This window comes from Amycolatopsis cihanbeyliensis, assembly GCF_006715045.1.
Lineage (GTDB): Bacteria > Actinomycetota > Actinomycetes > Mycobacteriales > Pseudonocardiaceae > Amycolatopsis > Amycolatopsis cihanbeyliensis.
Genome location: NZ_VFML01000001.1, coordinates 6,006,926 through 6,024,547, shown reverse-complemented (window position 1 = coordinate 6,024,547; position 17,622 = coordinate 6,006,926). Strand labels below are relative to the sequence as shown.

At 70.0% G+C, this 17,622-nt stretch carries 20 protein-coding genes and 1 pseudogene; 11 read left to right on the top strand and 10 right to left on the bottom strand.

Annotation, left to right across the window (positions count from 1 at the left end; genetic code table 11):
• Positions 1–10: 10 nt before the first annotated feature.
• The 4 genes from FB471_RS27570 to FB471_RS27555 form a co-directional block, all read right to left on the bottom strand.
• A complete protein-coding gene (locus FB471_RS27570) occupies positions 11–874 on the bottom strand; it encodes an inositol monophosphatase family protein (RefSeq protein WP_142002574.1) in 864 nt (287 codons plus the stop codon).
• 14 nt (positions 875–888) lie between these two features.
• A complete protein-coding gene (locus FB471_RS27565; RefSeq protein WP_142001220.1) occupies positions 889–1,689 on the bottom strand; it encodes a class I SAM-dependent methyltransferase in 801 nt (266 codons plus the stop codon).
• On the bottom strand, positions 1,686–2,711 hold the full coding sequence (locus tag FB471_RS27560) for a Gfo/Idh/MocA family oxidoreductase (protein ID WP_142001219.1): 1,026 nt from the start codon (positions 2,709–2,711) through the stop codon (positions 1,686–1,688). Before FB471_RS27560 ends, FB471_RS27565 begins: the two co-directional genes overlap by 4 nt.
• Before the next feature lie 129 nt (positions 2,712–2,840).
• Positions 2,841–3,305, bottom strand: coding sequence for a carboxymuconolactone decarboxylase family protein (locus FB471_RS27555; RefSeq protein WP_142001218.1), 465 nt, complete (start codon positions 3,303–3,305; stop codon positions 2,841–2,843).
• A gap of 323 nt (positions 3,306–3,628) precedes the next feature.
• Here FB471_RS27555 and FB471_RS27550 point away from each other — a divergent pair, with 323 nt between their 5' ends.
• Both FB471_RS27550 and FB471_RS27545 read left to right on the top strand, forming a co-directional pair.
• Positions 3,629–4,810 carry an epoxide hydrolase family protein gene (locus tag FB471_RS27550; protein WP_142001217.1) on the top strand — a complete coding sequence of 394 codons (1,182 nt, stop codon included), beginning with the start codon at positions 3,629–3,631 and terminating at the stop codon, positions 4,808–4,810.
• An 86-nt stretch (positions 4,811–4,896) separates the two neighbouring features.
• The gene (locus FB471_RS27545) at positions 4,897–5,112 is read left to right on the top strand and encodes a hypothetical protein (RefSeq protein ID WP_142001216.1); all 216 of its coding nucleotides are present in this window, start codon (positions 4,897–4,899) and stop codon (positions 5,110–5,112) included.
• Here FB471_RS27545 and FB471_RS27540 read toward each other — a convergent pair.
• On the bottom strand, positions 5,072–5,860 hold the full coding sequence (locus FB471_RS27540) for a PP2C family protein-serine/threonine phosphatase (RefSeq protein ID WP_142001215.1): 789 nt from the start codon (positions 5,858–5,860) through the stop codon (positions 5,072–5,074). The genes FB471_RS27545 and FB471_RS27540 overlap by 41 nt on opposite strands.
• A gap of 84 nt (positions 5,861–5,944) precedes the next feature.
• On the opposite strand from FB471_RS27540, the gene FB471_RS27535 reads away from it, so the two are divergent.
• The gene (locus tag FB471_RS27535) at positions 5,945–7,744 is read left to right on the top strand and encodes an N-6 DNA methylase (RefSeq protein ID WP_142001214.1); all 1,800 of its coding nucleotides are present in this window, start codon (positions 5,945–5,947) and stop codon (positions 7,742–7,744) included.
• Between the two features lie 11 nt (positions 7,745–7,755).
• Positions 7,756–8,680 (top strand): annotated as a pseudogene (locus FB471_RS27530) (serine/threonine-protein kinase).
• Here the strand turns inward: FB471_RS27530 and FB471_RS27525 are convergent.
• The gene (locus FB471_RS27525) at positions 8,640–9,119 is read right to left on the bottom strand and encodes a pyridoxamine 5'-phosphate oxidase family protein (protein ID WP_246076622.1); all 480 of its coding nucleotides are present in this window, start codon (positions 9,117–9,119) and stop codon (positions 8,640–8,642) included. The pseudogene FB471_RS27530 and the gene FB471_RS27525 overlap by 41 nt on opposite strands.
• A 179-nt stretch (positions 9,120–9,298) precedes the next feature.
• Here FB471_RS27525 and FB471_RS27520 point away from each other — a divergent pair, with 179 nt between their 5' ends.
• The 6 genes from FB471_RS27520 (at position 9,299) to bcp (ending at position 13,404) form a co-directional block, all read left to right on the top strand.
• On the top strand, positions 9,299–9,481 hold the full coding sequence (locus FB471_RS27520) for a hypothetical protein (protein ID WP_142001213.1): 183 nt from the start codon (positions 9,299–9,301) through the stop codon (positions 9,479–9,481).
• Between the two features lie 218 nt (positions 9,482–9,699).
• The gene (locus FB471_RS27515; protein ID WP_142001212.1) at positions 9,700–10,239 is read left to right on the top strand and encodes a hypothetical protein; all 540 of its coding nucleotides are present in this window, start codon (positions 9,700–9,702) and stop codon (positions 10,237–10,239) included.
• 110 nt (positions 10,240–10,349) lie between these two features.
• Positions 10,350–10,634 carry a transposase gene (locus FB471_RS27510; protein WP_142001211.1) on the top strand — a complete coding sequence of 95 codons (285 nt, stop codon included), beginning with the start codon at positions 10,350–10,352 and terminating at the stop codon, positions 10,632–10,634.
• Positions 10,635–10,828: 194 nt separating this feature from the next.
• Positions 10,829–11,881 carry an IS110 family RNA-guided transposase gene (locus FB471_RS27505; protein WP_142001210.1) on the top strand — a complete coding sequence of 351 codons (1,053 nt, stop codon included), beginning with the start codon at positions 10,829–10,831 and terminating at the stop codon, positions 11,879–11,881.
• Between the two features lie 26 nt (positions 11,882–11,907).
• On the top strand, positions 11,908–12,789 hold the full coding sequence (locus FB471_RS27500) for an IS3 family transposase (protein WP_142001209.1): 882 nt from the start codon (positions 11,908–11,910) through the stop codon (positions 12,787–12,789).
• 132 nt (positions 12,790–12,921) lie between these two features.
• Positions 12,922–13,404, top strand: a complete 483-nt coding sequence (bcp, locus tag FB471_RS27495; RefSeq protein ID WP_142001208.1) for a thioredoxin-dependent thiol peroxidase — start codon at positions 12,922–12,924, stop codon at positions 13,402–13,404.
• A 64-nt stretch (positions 13,405–13,468) separates the two neighbouring features.
• Here the strand turns inward: bcp and FB471_RS27490 are convergent, their stop codons facing one another.
• The 3 genes from FB471_RS27490 to rph form a co-directional block, all read right to left on the bottom strand.
• Positions 13,469–14,302, bottom strand: a complete 834-nt coding sequence (locus FB471_RS27490; RefSeq protein WP_142001207.1) for a hypothetical protein — start codon at positions 14,300–14,302, stop codon at positions 13,469–13,471.
• Between the two features lie 244 nt (positions 14,303–14,546).
• Positions 14,547–15,149: an RdgB/HAM1 family non-canonical purine NTP pyrophosphatase gene (gene rdgB, locus FB471_RS27485; RefSeq protein ID WP_142001206.1), complete on the bottom strand. Its 603-nt coding sequence runs from the start codon at positions 15,147–15,149 to the stop codon at positions 14,547–14,549.
• Positions 15,146–15,928, bottom strand: coding sequence for a ribonuclease PH (gene rph / locus FB471_RS27480; protein ID WP_142001205.1), 783 nt, complete (start codon positions 15,926–15,928; stop codon positions 15,146–15,148). Before rph ends, rdgB begins: the two co-directional genes overlap by 4 nt.
• Before the next feature lie 96 nt (positions 15,929–16,024).
• Between rph and FB471_RS27475 the strand changes: the two genes are divergently transcribed.
• A complete protein-coding gene (locus tag FB471_RS27475; RefSeq protein WP_246076621.1) occupies positions 16,025–16,855 on the top strand; it encodes a hypothetical protein in 831 nt (276 codons plus the stop codon).
• Here FB471_RS27475 and FB471_RS27470 read toward each other — a convergent pair.
• Entirely contained in the window at positions 16,852–17,619 is a 768-nt protein-coding gene (locus tag FB471_RS27470) for an MBL fold metallo-hydrolase (RefSeq protein ID WP_142001204.1), read from the bottom strand. The two genes, FB471_RS27475 and FB471_RS27470, sit on opposite strands and share 4 nt — an antisense overlap.
• Positions 17,620–17,622 lie beyond the last annotated feature (3 nt).

Sequence of the window (17,622 nt, the reverse complement as noted above, 5' to 3'; positions counted from 1 at the left end):
GGACGGACGTTCAGGGCCGTTCGGCAGCGGCGGTGGGCCGGGGCACGGGTGCGCGGGGCGCGAGGCGGGTGTGCTTGATCAACCCGGCGTGCACCAGCGGTGCCGCCGCGAGGATGTTGCCGGAGACCAGCCAGTCGTCGTGATCGCCACGCCAGTCGGTGACGATCCCGCCCGCCTCCCGCACCAGCAGCGCGCCGGCGGCCACGTCCCAGGGGCCCAGGCCCAGCTCGAAGAACCCGTCGAACACCCCGCAGGCGACCCAGGCCAGGTCCAGGCTCGCCCCGGCGGGCCTGCGGATGTCCTCCACTGTGCCCACCACGGCGCTCAGCACGTCGAAGTACGCGGGCAGCATGGCGGGCGTCTTGAACGGGAACCCGGTGGAACACACCGCCCCCGTGGCCGGCCTCCCGCTCACCCGGATCGGTTGGCCGTTGCGGAACGCCCCGCCGCCGCGCACCGCGGTGAAGGTCTCCCGCCACAGCGGCGCGTGCACCACGCCGACCACCGGCTCACCGTCGGCGACCAGCGCGACGGACACCCCGACCGAGGGGAAACCGCGGATGAAGTTGGTCGTGCCGTCCAGCGGGTCCACCACCCAGCACAACCCCTGCACGGCGCCACCGCACTCCTCACCGACGAACCTGGCCTCGGCGCCGGTTCCGGCGCGCAGGCAGTCGCGGATCACCCGCTCGGCCTGCAGGTCGACCTCGGTCACGTAGTCACCGGGTGCCTTGGCCCGCGCGGCCACCCTGCCGTCGTGGAACGCCGCACGCACCACCCGGCCCGCCCGCCGGGCGGCCTGCACGGCGTCGTGCAGGTACCGCTCGAGGTCGGCACCGGAGAGGTCACTCGAGCTGGGTTCGGTGCCCGTCATGCGGCTCCCTGTGGTCAGTCCGGCCGGCGCAACACCATCAGCACGTCCCGGATCCCGATCTGCGTCGGCCTGCCGCGCCTGCGGGTCCACCGCGCGGTGAGCTCCTCCTCGGTGACCGCACGCAACGCCGAAGGGTCGAACGGCGCGGAGATCACGTAGTCCAGCTGGGCCGAGGCGGTCACCTCGACCCACCGGAGGCCACTGCCGAGTGCGGCCGAGACGTAGTCCTCGAAGAACAGCCGGTTCACCGTGTCGCTGTCGTGGACGTGCCACAGCAGCAGCTCGGCGAGATCGGCGGGCAGCGCGCCGGCGAGCAGCTCGGCGAGCTCCGCCCGCTCGTAGGCGAGATGCGCCCAGGGCGGGAGGTAGGTGTCCCGCCAGAACACGAGATCCCTGCCCGCGTACCGGACGTACTCGAGCTGGTGCCCGTCGATCGCGCTCCAGATGGGACCGAAATGCGCGTACAGCAGGCCGCCGGGGCGCAGCACCCGGTGAGCCTGCGCGAGGGTCGACGCCACGTCGAGGAACTGGAAGGCATTGCTGGAGAACACCGCGTCCACACTCGCGTCGGGCAGCGACAGTTCCTCGGCGCGCGCCCGCAGCACCCGGTACCGGCCGGACTCCGCGGTGTAGGCAGCGCGGTTCGGGTCCACCGCGTACCAGCAGGCGACGCCGTGCCGCTCGGTGGTCTCCACCGCGACCGAGCCGCCGATCTCGGCGACCACGGCCCCGGAAAGGTCGACGCGGGCGGCGAAGTCGGCGAACACGGCGTCCTCGGACAGGGCGAGACCGGCGCTCGCCGGTGACCCGGTCACGAGGATCCCAGCCCGACCGGCGAGGAACTCGGCTCGCCGACCGGAACCGGCCGCCGGGCCCGCCGGGAGGCGGCAACCGCCTCGGCGATCAGCAGCGCCCGCCGCGCGTCGTCCACTGTGCACGGACTGGGGTCGGACCGCTCGACCATGGTCAGGAACGCCGCCATCTCCGCGCGGTAGGCGGCGGCGAAGCGGTCAAGGAAACTCGACCACACGCGCTCCGGGTGCCCCAGCGGGGCGGGTTCCACCGAGCGCAGCGGCACCTGGCTGTCCAGCCCGACGGCGATCGTCGCCTCGGTTCCGGCCAGCTCCATCCGGACGTCGTAACCCGCGCCGTTGTACCGGGACGCCTGCATCGTGACGATCGACCCGTCGTCCAGGGTGAGCAGCGCGGCCGCCTCATCGACGTCCCCGGCGGCACCGATGTGGTCCGCTCCGCGGTTCGCCCCGGTCGCGAACACCTCGACCACCTCGCGGCCGGTGACCCAGCGCAGCACGTCGAAATCGTGAATCTGGCAGTCGCGGTGGATGCCACCGGAGACCGTGACGTAGGCCGCCGGCGGCGGGGCCGGATCGGCGGTGACCAGGTGCACGCGGCGGAGTTCGCCGAGCACGCCGGACCGCGCGTCCTGGTGACCCCGGCGGTATCCCGGGTCGAACCGCCGCTGGAAGCCGACCTGTACGGGTACCCCGGAGGCGGCCACCTGGTCCACCAACCGCTGGGCCGCGTCCTGGTCGGTGACACAGGGCTTCTCGCAGAACACCGGAACGTCGCGGGCACAGCACTGGATGATCAGCTCGGCATGGGTGTCGGTCGGTGCGGCTACGACCACCGCGTCCGGGGCCGAGTCCAGCAGCTCCGCCACGGTGGGCAGGGCCCTGCCACCCACCTGCCCGGCCACCGCGGACGCGTGCGCTGGGCTGAGGTCGGTGACGGCCAGCTCGCCGACCCGGGGGTCGGCAGCCAGCGACCTGGCATGCACCTGGCCGATCCGGCCGGCGCCGATCAGTCCGATCCGCATTCGCGCTCCTGCTCCGGTCGCGGCCTGCCGGCACTCAGTGCCTGTTCCTAAACTCACGACACGGTCGGCTCGGCCGCGCGATTTCTTCCACTCACCATGAGCAGCTATCTCCAGTTCCGGAACAGGCTCTCAGGAAATGAGCCATGGGCGGGCACCGCCCGCGAGCTGGTTCCACACGTTGATGATCGCGACGTTCCAGGTGAGCTCGGCCAGCTCGGTCTTGGTGAAGTGCTCGGCGGCCCGGGCCCACAGCTCGTCGGTCACCGGGGCCTGGTTCATGGTGGTGAGCGCCTCGGCCACGTCGAGGGCGACCCGCTCCTGGTCGGAGAAGAACGGCGACTCGCGCCACACCGGCAGCGCGGCGATCGTGCGCTCGGGGATCTCGGCTTCACGCGCGTCCTGGTTGTGCGAGTCGACGCAGTAGGCGCACCCGTTGATCTGCGACACGCGCAGCCGGACCAGCTCGAGCAGCGGCAGCGGCAGGCTGACCTTCTCCGCCGCCTCGTCCAGTCGCTCGAACGCCTCCATCAGGTGCGGGGCGAGTTTGTCGACGGGCAACCGGAACCGTGAGGTCCTGCGATGAGCCTCCGCCATATCGTGTCTCTCCTCTTGTCGCATCGCCCGACCTCGGCCGGAAGCCGGTTGATCCCTGACCAATCGGACGTACATCCAGAACAAATCTCGCGTGCCTCGGCGGAATGAGTGGCCGGAGGTAACCGTCCACACTCGCCCGAGCCCCATTCGTACACTGCGATCTTCGAAGATATACCAGAAGTTCCGGCACGTCCTCCAGCGAACGGGACGAATCGAAACACGGTGCGCCGAACGCGGGCCGGCCACCGGCACCCGGAGTAGCCCGGAATCGGCCGCGCGGTCGATTGCCGGGCGGGTATCGGAAACCGTGCGAACCTGCTGAGGTGAACACCTACCGGTATACCGTTGACATCGAACCGTTCACCATCGCCGTGCCGGACGAGGTACTGGTGGATCTGCGCGACCGAATCCGGCGAACCCGCTGGCCAGCGGCCGCCCCGGGGGCCGCGTGGTCGCAGGGCACCGATGTGGACTGTCTGCGCGAGGTTCTCGCCTACTGGGCGGAGGATTTCGACTGGCGTGCGCGGGAGCGCGCGTTGAACCGGTTTCACCACTTCCGTGCCCGGATCGAGGATGTCGATGTCCACTTCGTCCACCACCGGGCGGCGTCCGGAACCGGCATCCCACTGGTGCTCACGCACGGCTGGCCGAGTACCTTCGCCGAACTGCTGCCGCTGGTGCCACTGCTCACCGATCCCGCGGCGCACGGTATCGACGGACCGGCTTTCGACGTGGTGATTCCTTCACTGCCCGGCTACGGATTCTCCAGCCGGCCACCACGGGCGGTGACAATGCGCGACACCGCCGCACTGTGGCACCGGTTGATGCGCGGCCTCGGTTACCGCCGCTACGGCGCGCAGGGTGGGGACTTCGGTTCCGGTGTCGGCACCTTTCTCGGCCTGGACGAGCCGGAATCGCTGATCGGCCTGCACCTGAACAACATCGAACTCGATCCCTACCTCGGGGCGGGCACGCCACCGCTGACCGAGGCCGAACGGTACTTCGTCGAGCGGGAACGGGAGTTCGCCGAGCGGGAGGGCGGTTACCACGTGGTCCAGTCGACCGCGCCGCAGACCCTCGGCTACGCCCTCAACGACTCCCCCGCCGGCCTCGCCGCGTGGCTGCTGGAGAAGTGGCGGTCCTGGTCGGACTCGGGCGGCGACCTCGAGTCCCGGTTCTCCCGGGACTTCCTGCTCACCACGGTCACCCTGTTCTGGGCGACCGCCACCATCACCGAGTCGATACGCGACTTCTACGACAACCGTGACGGCCACACCGCCCTCGCCGTGACCGACCGGGTGCGGGTGCCGACGGCTGTCGGCCTGTTCGGCAACGAGTTCGCGCACGGCGGGGCTCCCCCGCGATCCTGGGCCGAGCGGCTCTACGACCTTCGCCGGTGGACGGTCATGCCCTCCGGCGGGCACTTCGCCGCGGCCGAGGAACCATGGTTGCTGGCCAGGGACATCGCCGCCTTCTTCGCCGACCCCGAGGCGGGTCCGGGGTAGCGCAGGCCGGGCCGCCCCGTTGCGCCGAGCGCCGGAGGCGGCATACTCGGCCGGGTAACCGACCGCGGGTGACCTTGAGGAGGTACGTGCCGAGGAACAGGCGAGGATCCAACGACTTCCGGTACACCGGCGCGGACCGCTGCACCGGCTGCCAGCAGCGCGCCGTCATCCCCTCGGAGGTCGATGCCGACCGGTTCGTCGCCAAGGCCGAGGGGCGGTTACGCAAGCAGCGCTGCCCGCACGGAAACGGCTGGCACCTGATCAATCCCGAGTACCAACGACATCGACGAGCACGCAGGTGATGTTGTCCGGACCGCCACCGGCATTGGCCAGCTCGATCAGCGCGCCGGCGGCGGCTTCCGGCTCGGGCCGGGCCCGCAGGGTGTCCGCCACGGACTCCTCCGAGACCACATCGGTCAGCCCGTCCGAGCACAGCAGATACCGGTCGCCTGCCAGCGCCTCCTGCAGGAAGAGATCGGGTTCGGCGGAAACAGCGGAGTTCTCGCCCTGCAGCGCCCGCATCAACACCGACCGGCGCGGATGCGCGGCGGCCTGCTCGGCCGACATCTTGCCGCCGTCCAGCAACGCCTGCACCAGGGTGTGATCCGTGCTCAACCTGCGCAGCGCCCCCTCCCGCAGCAGGTAGCAGCGGGAGTCACCGACGTGGGCCACGGCGAACCGGGCACCGTCCCAGAGCATCGCGGTGAGCGTGGTGCCCATCCCCTGCAACCGCGAATCCCGCGCGACGAGTTCGACGAGGCGGCCCGCGGCGTCGGTCACCCCGGTGCCGAGCACGGCGAGCGAATCGAGGTCGCGCAGCCCACCCGTGGCCCGGCCGGCGGCGAGGGCCCTGGTGAGCCCGCTGTCCAGGTCGGCCATGGCGGCGGTCGCGGTGGAGCTGGCGATCTCACCGTACACGTGTCCTCCGATGCCATCGGCGACCGCGAACACCCGCTCACCAGCGAAGGCGGCGTCCTCGTTCGCCTTGCGCCGCACCCCCGCATCGGACCGGACCGCGTAGCGCAACGCCAACCCCGTATCGTACGTCATGGTCACCAGTACATCACTGGTTGATTCAGTTCACAAGCGCATCCCCTGTGGACCGTATGCTTCCTGTGAACTATGGTCATGGCCATGAGTCACGACACCACCGTGAACGCGGGTGATATCGCGCGGCTCGTGCACGTCGGCAAGGCGGCGGTGAGCAACTGGCGCCGCAGGCACGAGGACTTTCCGCGGCCGATCGGCGGCACGGCGTCCAGCCCGCGGTTCTCCCTGCGCGAGGTGGAGGATTGGCTGCGCCGTAACGGCAAGTCCTTCGAGGTCTCGCTGGCTGACCGGGTGTGGCAGCGGCTCCGCGCCAGCACCGACGACCTGCGGCTCGGCCGGCTGGTCGGCAGCGCGGGGGCACTGCTACTGAGCAGGCAGGGTGGCAGGTCCCTCCCGGAGGACCAGCCGACCGAACCGATCGGCACGGAGCTGGGGGATCTGCTCACCGCGCTGGCCGCTGAACGGGGCGCCGTCGAGGCCTTCGAGTTCCTCTGCCGCCGCTACCTCGATGAGCACTCCCGGCGGCTGTCGGTCACCCCGGTCGAGGTGACGAACCTGCTGACCCGCTTGGTCCGCCCGCCAGGTGGTGCGGTGTTCGATCCGGCCTGCGGCGCGGGCACGCTGCTGCTGACCGGTGGGGTACGGCAGGCACTCGGCCAGGACAGCGACCCCGATCTCGCCCGGATCGCGGCCGTGCGGTTGCTGCTGCGCGGCGTCGACGCCACCGTGCTCGCCGGGGACTCCCTGCGGCAGGATGCCTTTCCCGGCACGCGTGCGGACGCCGTGGTCTGCGACCCTCCGTTCAACGAACGCGCGTGGGGGCACCCGGAACTGGCGGGCGACCTGCGGTGGGAGTACGGCCTTCCGCCGCGTGGCGAACCCGAGTTGGCCTGGGTCCAGCACTGCCTCGCCCACGTCCGCCCCGGCGGGCTGGTGGCGATCCTGATGCCGGGCGCCGCGGCCGGCCGCAGGCCCGGTAAACGCATCCGCGGGAACCTGCTGCGCGCGGGCGCGTTGCGGGCCGTGGTGACCCTGCCGGACTCCGGACCGGACCTGTGGCTGTTGCGCAGGCCCGAACCCGGCGAACGACCGCCCTCCCGGGTGCTGCTGCTGGTGGCCGAGGACCTCGCCGAGGCGAGCACCGCCTGCCTGCGGCAGTTGCACGACCCGGAGGCCGACCGGGCGGTGCCGATCCTCGAGTTGCTGGACGACGAGGTGGACCTGAGCCCGGCACGGCACCAGCTCCGTCACGACGCCAACGCGGTACTGGACGAGTTCACCGAGGTGGCGGCACAGCTGTCCGCGCTCGCCTTGGAGGTACCCGACCTGACCAGGCGGAACGGTTCCGGGGACGCGCCGTTCACGACGGTCGGCGAGCTGGCGAGGGAGGGCATGCTGACCGTCCAGCACGCACCGGCACGCACCATCACCGGGGAGGGCGACCTGCCGATGCTGACCGCGGAGGACCTGCAGGTCGGCTGCCCACCCTCCGCCCGCGCGGCCGCGGAACCCGGCCAGGTCACGGTCGAACCGGGCGACGTGGTCGCCTCCACGTCGGGTGCGGCGCGGGTGGCCGGGACCGTCGCGGTGCTCGGCCCTCATCTGGCGCGCTACCGGGTCGAGGCGGACCTGCTCGACCCCGAGTTCCTGGCGGGGATCCTGCGCTCGGCCGCGCAGTGGGCGCCACGCGGGTCCGGCCGGGTCGACCCGCGACGCGCCCGGCTCCCCCGGCTTCCGCTCGACCAGCAGCGCCGCTACGGTTCGGCGTTTCGGCAGTTGACCCGGATGGAGGACGCGGCACGGCAGGCGAGCACGCTGGCCGGCAGCCTCGTCCGGCTGGGATTCGGCGGGCTGGCTGGTGGCCAGCTGGCGCCGCGGGACTGACGGGCGGTCCGATGCTGATCGCGGACCGGTACCGGCTGGACGAGCTGCCGCTGGGCAAGGGCGGCATGGGCGCGGTACACGCGGGTTACGACACGCATCTCGACCGCAGGGTCGCGGTGAAGTTCCTGCACCTGCCCGGCGGACCGGACGGGGAACTGGAGCAGCGTTTCGTCCGGGAGGCGCGGATTCTGGCCCGGCTGGAGCATCCCGGGGCACCGGTCCTCTACGACTTCGGCATGTTCGACGCGCGGCTGTTCCAGGTGATGCAGTTCATCGAAGGGGTCACCATCGCCGACCTGGTCGGCGAGCACGGCCCCGTCCCGGTGCCCTGGGCCGCGGCGATCGCCGCGCAGGCCGGCGCCGTGCTGGCCGCGGCGCACGAACTCGCCATCTGCCATCGCGATCTGAAGCCGACCAACCTGATGCTCTGCCCGGACGGCAGCGTCAAGGTGCTGGACTTCGGGTTGGCCATCCTGCGCGAGTCCGACGTGGCGCAGTTCACCAGGGCCGGCCAGATCCTCGGCACTCCCGCCTACATGGCGCCGGAGCAGATCCGCCGCGGGGTGGCCGGGCCGCGCAGCGACCTGTACGCGCTCGGCTGCGTACTGCACGAGATGCTCACCGGGCAGCAGCTGTTCACCGGGCCGACCGCGTACGCGGTGTTCGAACGGCAGGTGCACGAGCGACCGCCACCGGTACCGGAGGTGCCGGTGGAACTGGCCGAGTTGCTGCACCAACTGCTGCAGAAGGATCCGGTCGACCGGCCGGCCGACGCCGGTGTGCTGTACGAGCGCCTGCAGCCGCTGGCGCGCGCTGCCACCGCTGCCCGGGTTCCTGAACCCGTCCGCGATGCCCAGCCCCAGCCGGATGTACGCCCGGATCCTGGGCAGGATGGTCACTGACCGGCGAGCATCTTCCGAAAGTCCCAGCTGTTGATCTTCTCCGGGGTGACCCGGAGCCAGCCGTGCCGCCCGTCGTACGGCAACTCCTCGACGCCGAAGTACTTGTGCGCGAACAACTTTTCCGGCTCCACCAGCTCCGGGCAGTGCTCGCCGGTGCGCGGCGCCTCGCCCACCTGCTCGGCCACACCGGTGATCTCCGCCCCGCGCAACTCGAAGTAGTCGTGGCCGGAGTCGACCAGTATCGCGATCCGCGGATCGCGGCGCAGGTCCACCCAGCGCTGGCTGTCGGTAATCGAGTACAGCCACAGCGCCCGCTCGTGCCAGGCGAACCACAACGCGGTGACATGCGGCCCGCGCTCGTTCACCGTGGCCACCCGGCAGGTGCGCTCGGCGGCAAGGTACGCGTCGATCTCCTCCGCGGACATCGCCACCCGGCGGCTACGCCGTTGCGGCCTCGGTTGCTGACCGGTCACGATCCACCTCGCTCTCGGTGCGGCAGGGTGTGTGCTGTGCGATACCACCCTGCCGACAAAGTTGTACCACGCGTGCTAATCGGCACGATTCCACCGGTGGTCGGGTAGCGTCCTGCCGCCGATGGGACGACACTGGCCTGGCGAAACCGCGCTGACAAGCGGCGCCAGGGAGGTGACACATGCCCGCACGTAACCCCTTGCGCTGGCTGGTGCGCTGGGCGGACTGGTTCGAGCTCCGGGGGGTGTACGTACCCGGCGAGGACAAGCAGTCCGTGGACCCCTGGCGCGACTTCGGCTGGCTGATCGTCGCCTGGCTGGCCGGCCTCGGCATGTTCATCCTGTTCTTCGCGCTTGCGGTGTGATCGGTGAGCGTGTGTCCCGGGGCGCGGAGTGTGGCACTGTGGTGACGACTGTCACCCGTCGTGCCACGACGATCACGGATGAGACACGGGCCGACACCAGCTCCGCTTCAACCCCCCTTTCCGGCTCGCACCCGATCAGATGTCCCGACAGAGTGGGGCAGGCCCCGATGGCTACCGCCATCGAATGGATGTAGCACCTACAGCAAACGGAGTAAGGAGTGGCGCCCGTGCGAACGCTGAGGCCCGCCCTGGCCGCTTGCCTGCTGGTGGTTGCGACGGCGTGTACCACGCCGGCCGCGAGCGATGACGCGTCTCCCTCCAGCGAGACCAGTGAATCGTCCGAGTACGACAAACGGATGTCGACCGAGCACACGGTGAGTTTCGGCAAGGACTACCAGTTCGTGTCCGGGATCACCGTCGCTGTGTCCGAACCGAAGTCCTTCCGCCCGAGCAGTGCGGCCTACCCGCAGTCCGACCGTGCCGTGTCGTTCGATATCTCGCTCTACAACGACGGCCAGCAGCCTTACCAGCTCTCCCAGCTCGCCATCGAGGGGATCGTGGACGAGCAGCAGGCCAAGCAAGTGGTCGACGCGACACAAGGTTTCAACGGCCTGAACGAGGCCGACAAGGACCTGCCGCCCCAACGGAATGTCCGAATGACCGTGGCATTCGCCGTTCCCCCCGAACCGACTTCGTTCTGCCTGCGGCTGCGGCCGAGGACCGGCAGCGAAGCCGCCGTCTACGCCGGCTCCGTCTGAGTTGTGTTTGCCGCTCATGCACGCGTGTTTGCTCTCCACGCGCATGGAGTTTCCCCCTTCGGCCGGACACTCTGAGTCCTGGCACTGTGGTGCTGGGGAAGGATGTCCCTGTGGTAGCTAAGAAGATGAGGTACCCGGTCGAGTTCATCGAGGACGCGGTGAGGTTGACCCGTTCCAGTGACCGGCCGTTACGGCAGATGGCGCGGGAGTTGGGGGTCAATCCCGAGACCCTGCGCAGTTGGGTGAACAAGGCTAAGCAGGCCGAGGTCGAGCAGCCGGAAGACCTCGCCGTGCCCGAGGAGGTGCGGGCGTTGCGCAAGCGGGTGGCCGAGCTGGAACAGGACAACGACATCCTGCGCAAAGCAGCCGCCTATTTCGCCTTAGTGCCAGGATGATCATGTCCGGCAGGGTTCGCTCGCTATTTTGCTGCTCCGGCGTGATGCTGGTGGCCTGTCTTGATGTGCGGCCCTGCTGGACTACCACGCTGGGCGGTGGAGTGGCTTGATAGAAGCCCGTCGATTACTCAACTAAGGCATGCCCCCGCTGTCCGTCGTGGACGTCATCGAGGACGGCAGCGAGGGAGAAGTGCATGGTGATGATCGGCGTGGACGCGCACAAGCGGACACACACGCTGGTCGCGGTCGACGAGATCGGCCGCAAGTTGGCAGAACGCACGGTCCAGGCGACAAGCGACGGTCATTTGGCCGCGTTGCAGTGGGCCGGGCAGTGGACTGCGGTGTCGTTCGCGGTCGAGGACTGTCGGCATATGACCCGCCGGCTGGAGCAGGACTTGCTGCGGGCCGGGCTCCCGGTGGTTCGTGTGCACACCCGGTTCATGGCCACCGCCCGCCGGGCGGGCCGCCAGCCCGGCAAGTCCGACCCCATCGACGCGCTCGCGGCCGCGCACGCGGCGCTGCGCGAGCCCGATCTGCCGGTCGCCATGCTGGACGGGCCGGCTCGCCAAGTCAAGCTACTGTCTGATTACCGGCATGATCTGGTTACCGAACGCACCAAGGTGATCAACCGGCTGCGCTGGCATCTGCACGAACTCGACCCCGAGCTCACGATCCCGCCGCGTGGGCTGCGCAGCTACCGCACGATGGACGCCGTCGCCCACCGGCTGAACAGTTTCGAGGGCACGGTCGCCCGCATCGCCGGCGACCTGCTCGACCGCTGCCAGGAACTGACCCGCCAGGTCAACCAGCTGGAACGCGAACTCCGCGATCTGGTCCAGGCCCTGGCACCGAGCTTGCTGGAGGTGCCCGGCTGCGGGGTACTCAGCGCGGCCGCCCTCATCGGCGAAACCGCGACCGCGTCCCGGTTCCGTTCCAAGGATGCCTACGCGCGGTTCACCGGCACCGCACCGATCCCCGTCTGGTCGGGCAACACCACCAAGGTCCGCCTCAACCGCGGCGGCAACCGGATCCTCAACAACGCCCTGCACACCATCGCCGTCACCCAAACCCGCAGCAACGGGCCCGGCAAGGACTACTACGACAAGCTCACCGCCCGAGGCAAGACCCGCAAGGAGGCCCTCCGGCTGCTCCGGCGGCGCCTGTCCGACGTCGTGTTCCGCGCCCTGCTCACCGACGAACGCGCCCGTGCTCAGCCTGCTCCAGCAGCCCTGCAGGCGGCGGCTTGACATAGAAGCATCAAAGAGATGGGTCGATGATCTACCGCTACCGATTCATCTCTGAGTACCGCGCCGAGTTCGGCGTGAAGCGGTTGTGCCGGGTGCTGGGCCTGCGCCGGCAAGGGTTCCACGAGTGGGTCGCTGGCGGCCGGGCCCGGGAGGACGCGGCAGCGGCCGAGCGGGAACTGGTCGCGGTGATCGCGGCGGTCCATGCCGAGCACCACCGTGCCTACGGGGTGCCCCGCATCACCGCGGAGCTGCACCGGCGCGGGTACCGGGTGAATCACAAGCGGGTGGAGCGGCTCATGCGCGCACACGGCATCGCCGGGACCACCCGCCGCAAGCGCCGGTCGCTGACCACACCGGCCCCACAGCCCGTGGCGCCGGTGGCGGACCTGATCCGCCGCGATTTCACCGCCGACAGTCCTGGTCAGCGGATGGTCGGGGATATCACCTGCGTGCCCACGTTCGAAGGCTGGCTCTACCTGGCCACGGTGATCGACCTACACACCCGGGAAGTCGTCGGACACGCCATGGCCGATCACCTCCGCGCCGATCTGGTCTGCGACGCGATCGCGGTAGCCACCGCACGCGGCCTGATCGACCCGCACGCGGTGTTCCACTCCGACCGCGGGGTGCAGTACACCTCGACCCAGTTCCGCCAAGCCCTGGCCGAAGCCCGGATCCTGCCCTCCCTCGGACGGACCGGATCCTGCTACGACAACGCGGTCGCCGAATCCTTCTTCGCCACCCTCAAAACCGAGATCAACGTCCCCCTCTGGCGCACCCGCAACCAAGCACGCCACGACATATTCAGCTACCTGCACTACTACAACCACCACCGACTGCACTCCACCATCGGCCACCGCACACCACACCAAGCCCGAACCAGCTACAGTCACCACCACGCCGCATGAAACCCCGTGTCCGGCCCCCGGGGGAAACTCCACGCACGCGTTGGCCCTCCGCATACGCGCGTTTGCCGTTCCCGTACGGCGGTGAGTCGGCGCGCCGGAACCATGTCGGTGCCGCCCGGTACGGTGCACCCCATGACCACCGAACAGCGTCGGCTCTCCCCCGGTGACCCGGCTCCCGGGTTCACCCTCCCGGACAGCGAGGGCAACGAGGTGTCCCTTGCCGACTTCCGGGGCCGCTCCGTCGTCGTGTACTTCTACCCGGCCGCTGGCACGCCCGGGTGCACCAAGCAGGCCTGCGACTTCCGGGACAACCTGGCCGAACTCGAAGGGGCCGGTTACCAGGTGCTCGGCGTCTCACCGGACAAACCGGAGAAACTGGCCACGTTCGTCCAGACCGAACAGCTGACCTTCCCGCTGCTGTCCGACCCGGACAAGACGGTGCTCACCGAGTGGGGCGCGTTCGGCGAGAAGAAGAACTACGGCCGGGTGGTGCAGGGGGTCATCCGTTCGACCTTCGTGGTGGACCCGGAGGGCAACATCGCCAAGGCGCTCTACAACGTCCGCGCCACCGGGCACGTCGCCAAGTTGCTGCGCGACCTGGACATCGCGGGCTGACGTCCGTCACCCCCAACTCGTGACGTTCGCTTACGGCATCGACGAACTCGGTCCGGCGGCAAGGTCAGGTACGTCGGTTGACGCGCCAGTGCAGCAGTTGCACGAACTGCTCCGCGTCCGTGACGGGCAACATCCACTCGCCGGTGTCCGAGGCGAGCAGCACGGCGGGTCCCGGCGAGGCGTGCACGGTCGACCCGTCGGAGAGCCGTAGCCACGGGATCCACCGCCCGGTGTCCGGCAGCACCGTGGGCCGCGCGCCACGCAACCGCGCGAACGTGAGGCTGCCGTGGGCCGTGGGGCCGCCCCGGCCCTTGTGCCTGCGTGCCGACCACTCGACCCGGTCCTCCGCGACGACCGCCGAGCCGGACATCAGGCCCAGGTCGGCGATGCGGGCACGGAAGGCCACGGTGAACGGGGTCGCCCCGAGCTCGGGACACGGCGGGGACAGCAACACCCGGTTCGCCCTATGCGCGAACACGAAACCGAGAACCAGCAGCGCGAGTTGCAGCAGGAACACGGCGCTCGCGCCGGTGGTCGCGAGCGCCGTGCCCGCGTTCATGGCCATCCCCACCCCGGGGATGCCACCGAGCAGCAACTGGCACCCGCCGGTGAGGAACGCGGCGCGACCCCACCGTGGCGGCTCGTAGAGCAACGACCGCAGGCTGCCGAGCACGATCGCGGCGGGCAGGGCCGCGCCGACCACCGGCAACACCAGCCACCACGAGACACCCCGGCCGGCCACGGCGATCGACATCATGCTCAGGCAGGTCAGCACGAACATCAGCGGGCAGACGACGAGGCCCGCCACCAGGTACGACCGCGCCCTGGCCCACCTCGGCCGCAGCATCCGCGCCACCTGGCCATCGGTGACACCGGGCATGGTGGCGGGGACGAGCACGGCCCGGACACTAGCAGCAGGTCAACCGCACACCCCCGGTGCGAGGCGTTCGAGACCCACGGCCTGCTCCTCGAGGCTCGCGCCGCACGTGCTGTACACGATGGCGTGATCGGCACCGGCGCCCGGATGCTCCGCCACCCCGCCGCGGCGAACTCGCCTGCGCGAGCGGCAAACTCACGCGCATGGGAAGCAAACTCACGCGCGTGAGAAGCAAACACGCGGACGTGAGCGGCAAACACGACGGCTAGGCGAGCTCGTGCAGGTAGGGCAGCAGCTCGCGCAGGGCGAGACCGCGGTGCGAGACGGCATCCTTCTCCGCCGAGCCGAGCTCGGCCGAGGTGCGGGTCTCCCCCTCGGGGAGGAAGATCGGGTCGTAGCCGAAACCGTTGGTGCCACGGGGTTCCCAGGCGATCTCGCCGCCCCAGTCGCCGTGCACCACGGTCTCCCCGCCACCAGGGACCACCAGCGCGGCGGCGCAGACGAAGCCCGCTCCCCTGCGCTCCTGCGGCACGTCGGCGAGTTGGGCGAGCAGCAACTCGAGGTTGGCCTCGTCATCGCCGTGCCGGCCGGACCAGCGCGCGGAGAGCACGCCCGGCATGCCGTTCAGCGCGTCCACCACCAGCCCGGAGTCGTCCGCCACGCTGGGCAGCCCGGTAGCCTCGGCGGCGGCGCGAGCCTTGAGCAGTGCGTTCTCCTCGAAGGTCGCGCCGGTCTCCGCGATCTCCTCGAACTCCGCCACGTCGGCCAACCCGAGCACCTCGAGCCCTTCGACACCCCCGGCGGCGAGGATCCGGCGCAGCTCGGCCAGTTTGCCCTCGTTCCGGGTGGCCAGTAGCAGCTTGCTCATTTGGTGCCCTTCGACTTCTTCCCCGCGGGTTGCGGTTCGGGCAGCTCGCCGGGATAGGGCAGCGCGAGTGCTTCCTCCTGCTTACGGGCCAACTCCGCGCATCCGGCGAGCGCTATGTCCAGCATCTTGTCCAAAGTAGATCGAGTGAAGGTGGCTCCCTCGCCGGTACCCTGCACCTCGATCAGGGTGCCCACGTCGGTGGCCACCACGTTCGTGTCCACCTCGGCCCGCGAGTCCTCCTCGTAGGGCAGGTCGAGCCGGACCCTGCCGTCCACCACACCGACGCTGACCGCGGAGACCGCGGCCGACAACGGCTTCGGGTCGGCGAGCCGGCCGGCAGCACCGAGCCAGGTGATCGCGTCGGCCAGCGCCACGTAGGCCCCGGTGATCGCCGCGGTTCGGGTGCCGCCGTCGGCCTGGATCACATCGCAGTCGATCACGATGGTGTTCTCCCCGAGCGCGGCCAGGTCGATGCAGGCGCGCAGCGAGCGCCCGATCAGCCTGCTGATCTCGTGCGTACGCCCGCCGATCCGACCCTTCACCGACTCCCGGTCACTCCGGGTGTTGGTGGACGAGGGCAGCATCGCGTACTCGGCGGTGACCCAACCCAGCCCGGAGCCGCTGCGCCAGCGCGGGACCCCCTCGGTCACGCTGGCCGCGCACAGCACCCTGGTGTTGCCGAACTCGATGAGCACCGAGCCGGCGGGCCACTGCTGGAATCCGCGGGTGATCCGCACCTCGCGGAGCTGGTCGTCGTTCCTGCCGTCTTTTCGCACCACGGGTGCACTCTAAACCCACATCGAAATCACTGAAGAAACCCGTCCGGTACGGCCACGGCCAGTAGAGTCCCGATGATCACTTTCGAAGGAGGTCAGATGACTCGCATGCGGTCCGCCGTCACCACGGCGTTGATCACCGCTCTGTGCCTGGCCGGTGCGCCGGCCTTCACCTCGGCGGCCGAGCAGCGTGGCCCCGCCGACTGCGCGGCCGAGCTCGACTGCACGGCCGAGGAGATCAACCTGATGTCGATGTCGCAGCGGCTGGAGCTCGTCCAGCTCATGTCCAGCGGGCCCGCCGAGGAGATCATTCCCGGCTACGCCCCGCGCTGGGGCAACATCGAGGGCATCATCGACTTCTTCCGCGACAACGACATGGGCGCGCCGGGCACCTGGGTATCCTATGTGGACGCCGGGATCGTCGAGGGCATCGAGCGCGGGATCGCGATCGCGCTCGGCCGCAGCGAGGACACCTTCGGCAACCCCGGATCGCAGTTGTGGGCGAACTACCTGACCCGGCTGGCCGATGGCGAGCTGCGCAACCGCTCCGCGCACGACCGCGCCTGGAGCGAGGCCGAGCAGGCCTCCACCGAGCACGGCGTGGCCCTGGCCGAGGACGTGCACGGGTTGACCGCGACCGAGGTGGAAGAGCGGTTCTTCGCCTTCTCCGAGTTCTACCGGTGGACCCTGCGCAACCGACCGCTGCTGCTGGACATCCTCTCGCCGCCGGTCGAGCCCGGTGAGCAGGAGCAGCTCACCTTCCTGGACTGGTTCACCGACGTCACCAACTCCACGCCCAGCCGCAAGGGTGCCGAGCTGGCCTACGACCTCGCCGAGTTCGACCTGCCCGGCGGCACCTCCAGCATGCTGCTGCTGTTCAAGGCGTACTTCGACGAGCTGTGGGACGACTACGTCGCCGACCGCTCCTAGAGGTCGTAGACGGCGCCCTGCTCGGCCAGCCGGGTGCCGGGGAACTCCGCCTCGGCTTCGGCGAGTACCTCGGCCCGGTCGGTCCACGGGGCGATGTGCGTCAGCAACAACCGCTGGGCCCCGGCCCGGCGGGCCAGCTCGCCCGCCTGCCTGCCGGAGAGGTGCACTCCCGGTGGGCGGGTGGGCGAGTCCGTCCAGGACGCCTCGGCCAGCAGCAGGTCCACGCCCATGGCCAGCTCCCCGGCCGCCGCGCACGGCCCGGTGTCGCCGGTGTAGGCCAGCGTCCGGCCGCCGTGGCTGACCCGCACGCCGAAGGCCTCGGTGGGGTGGTCCATCGGGAAGCAGGTCACCTCGAACGGCCCGATCGCCGTGCCCCTGGTGGACAGTGTGTGGAATTCGTACACGTCGGACAGATCGGTCTCCCGCCGCTCCGACTCGTGCGGCGCGTAGGCATTGGCCAGCCGCGCGGGCGTCTCCGCGGGCCCGTACACCGGCAACCGGCGTGGGCGCCGCTCGTAGGGCGGAGCCGGGTGGTAGCGGCGCAGTACGGTCAACGCACTGAAATCGGCACAGTGATCCGGGTGCAGATGCGAGAAGAGCAGCGCGTCCAGGTCGAACGGATCACGCAGGGCCTGCAGTTCGGCCAACGTGCCGTTGCCGAGCTCGAGACCGAGCAGGAAGCCTTCAGCCTCAAGCAGATAACCCGAAGCCGCCGCATGCGGGCCTGGAAGGCTGCCCGCACAGCCGAGGATGGTCAGTCGCACGCC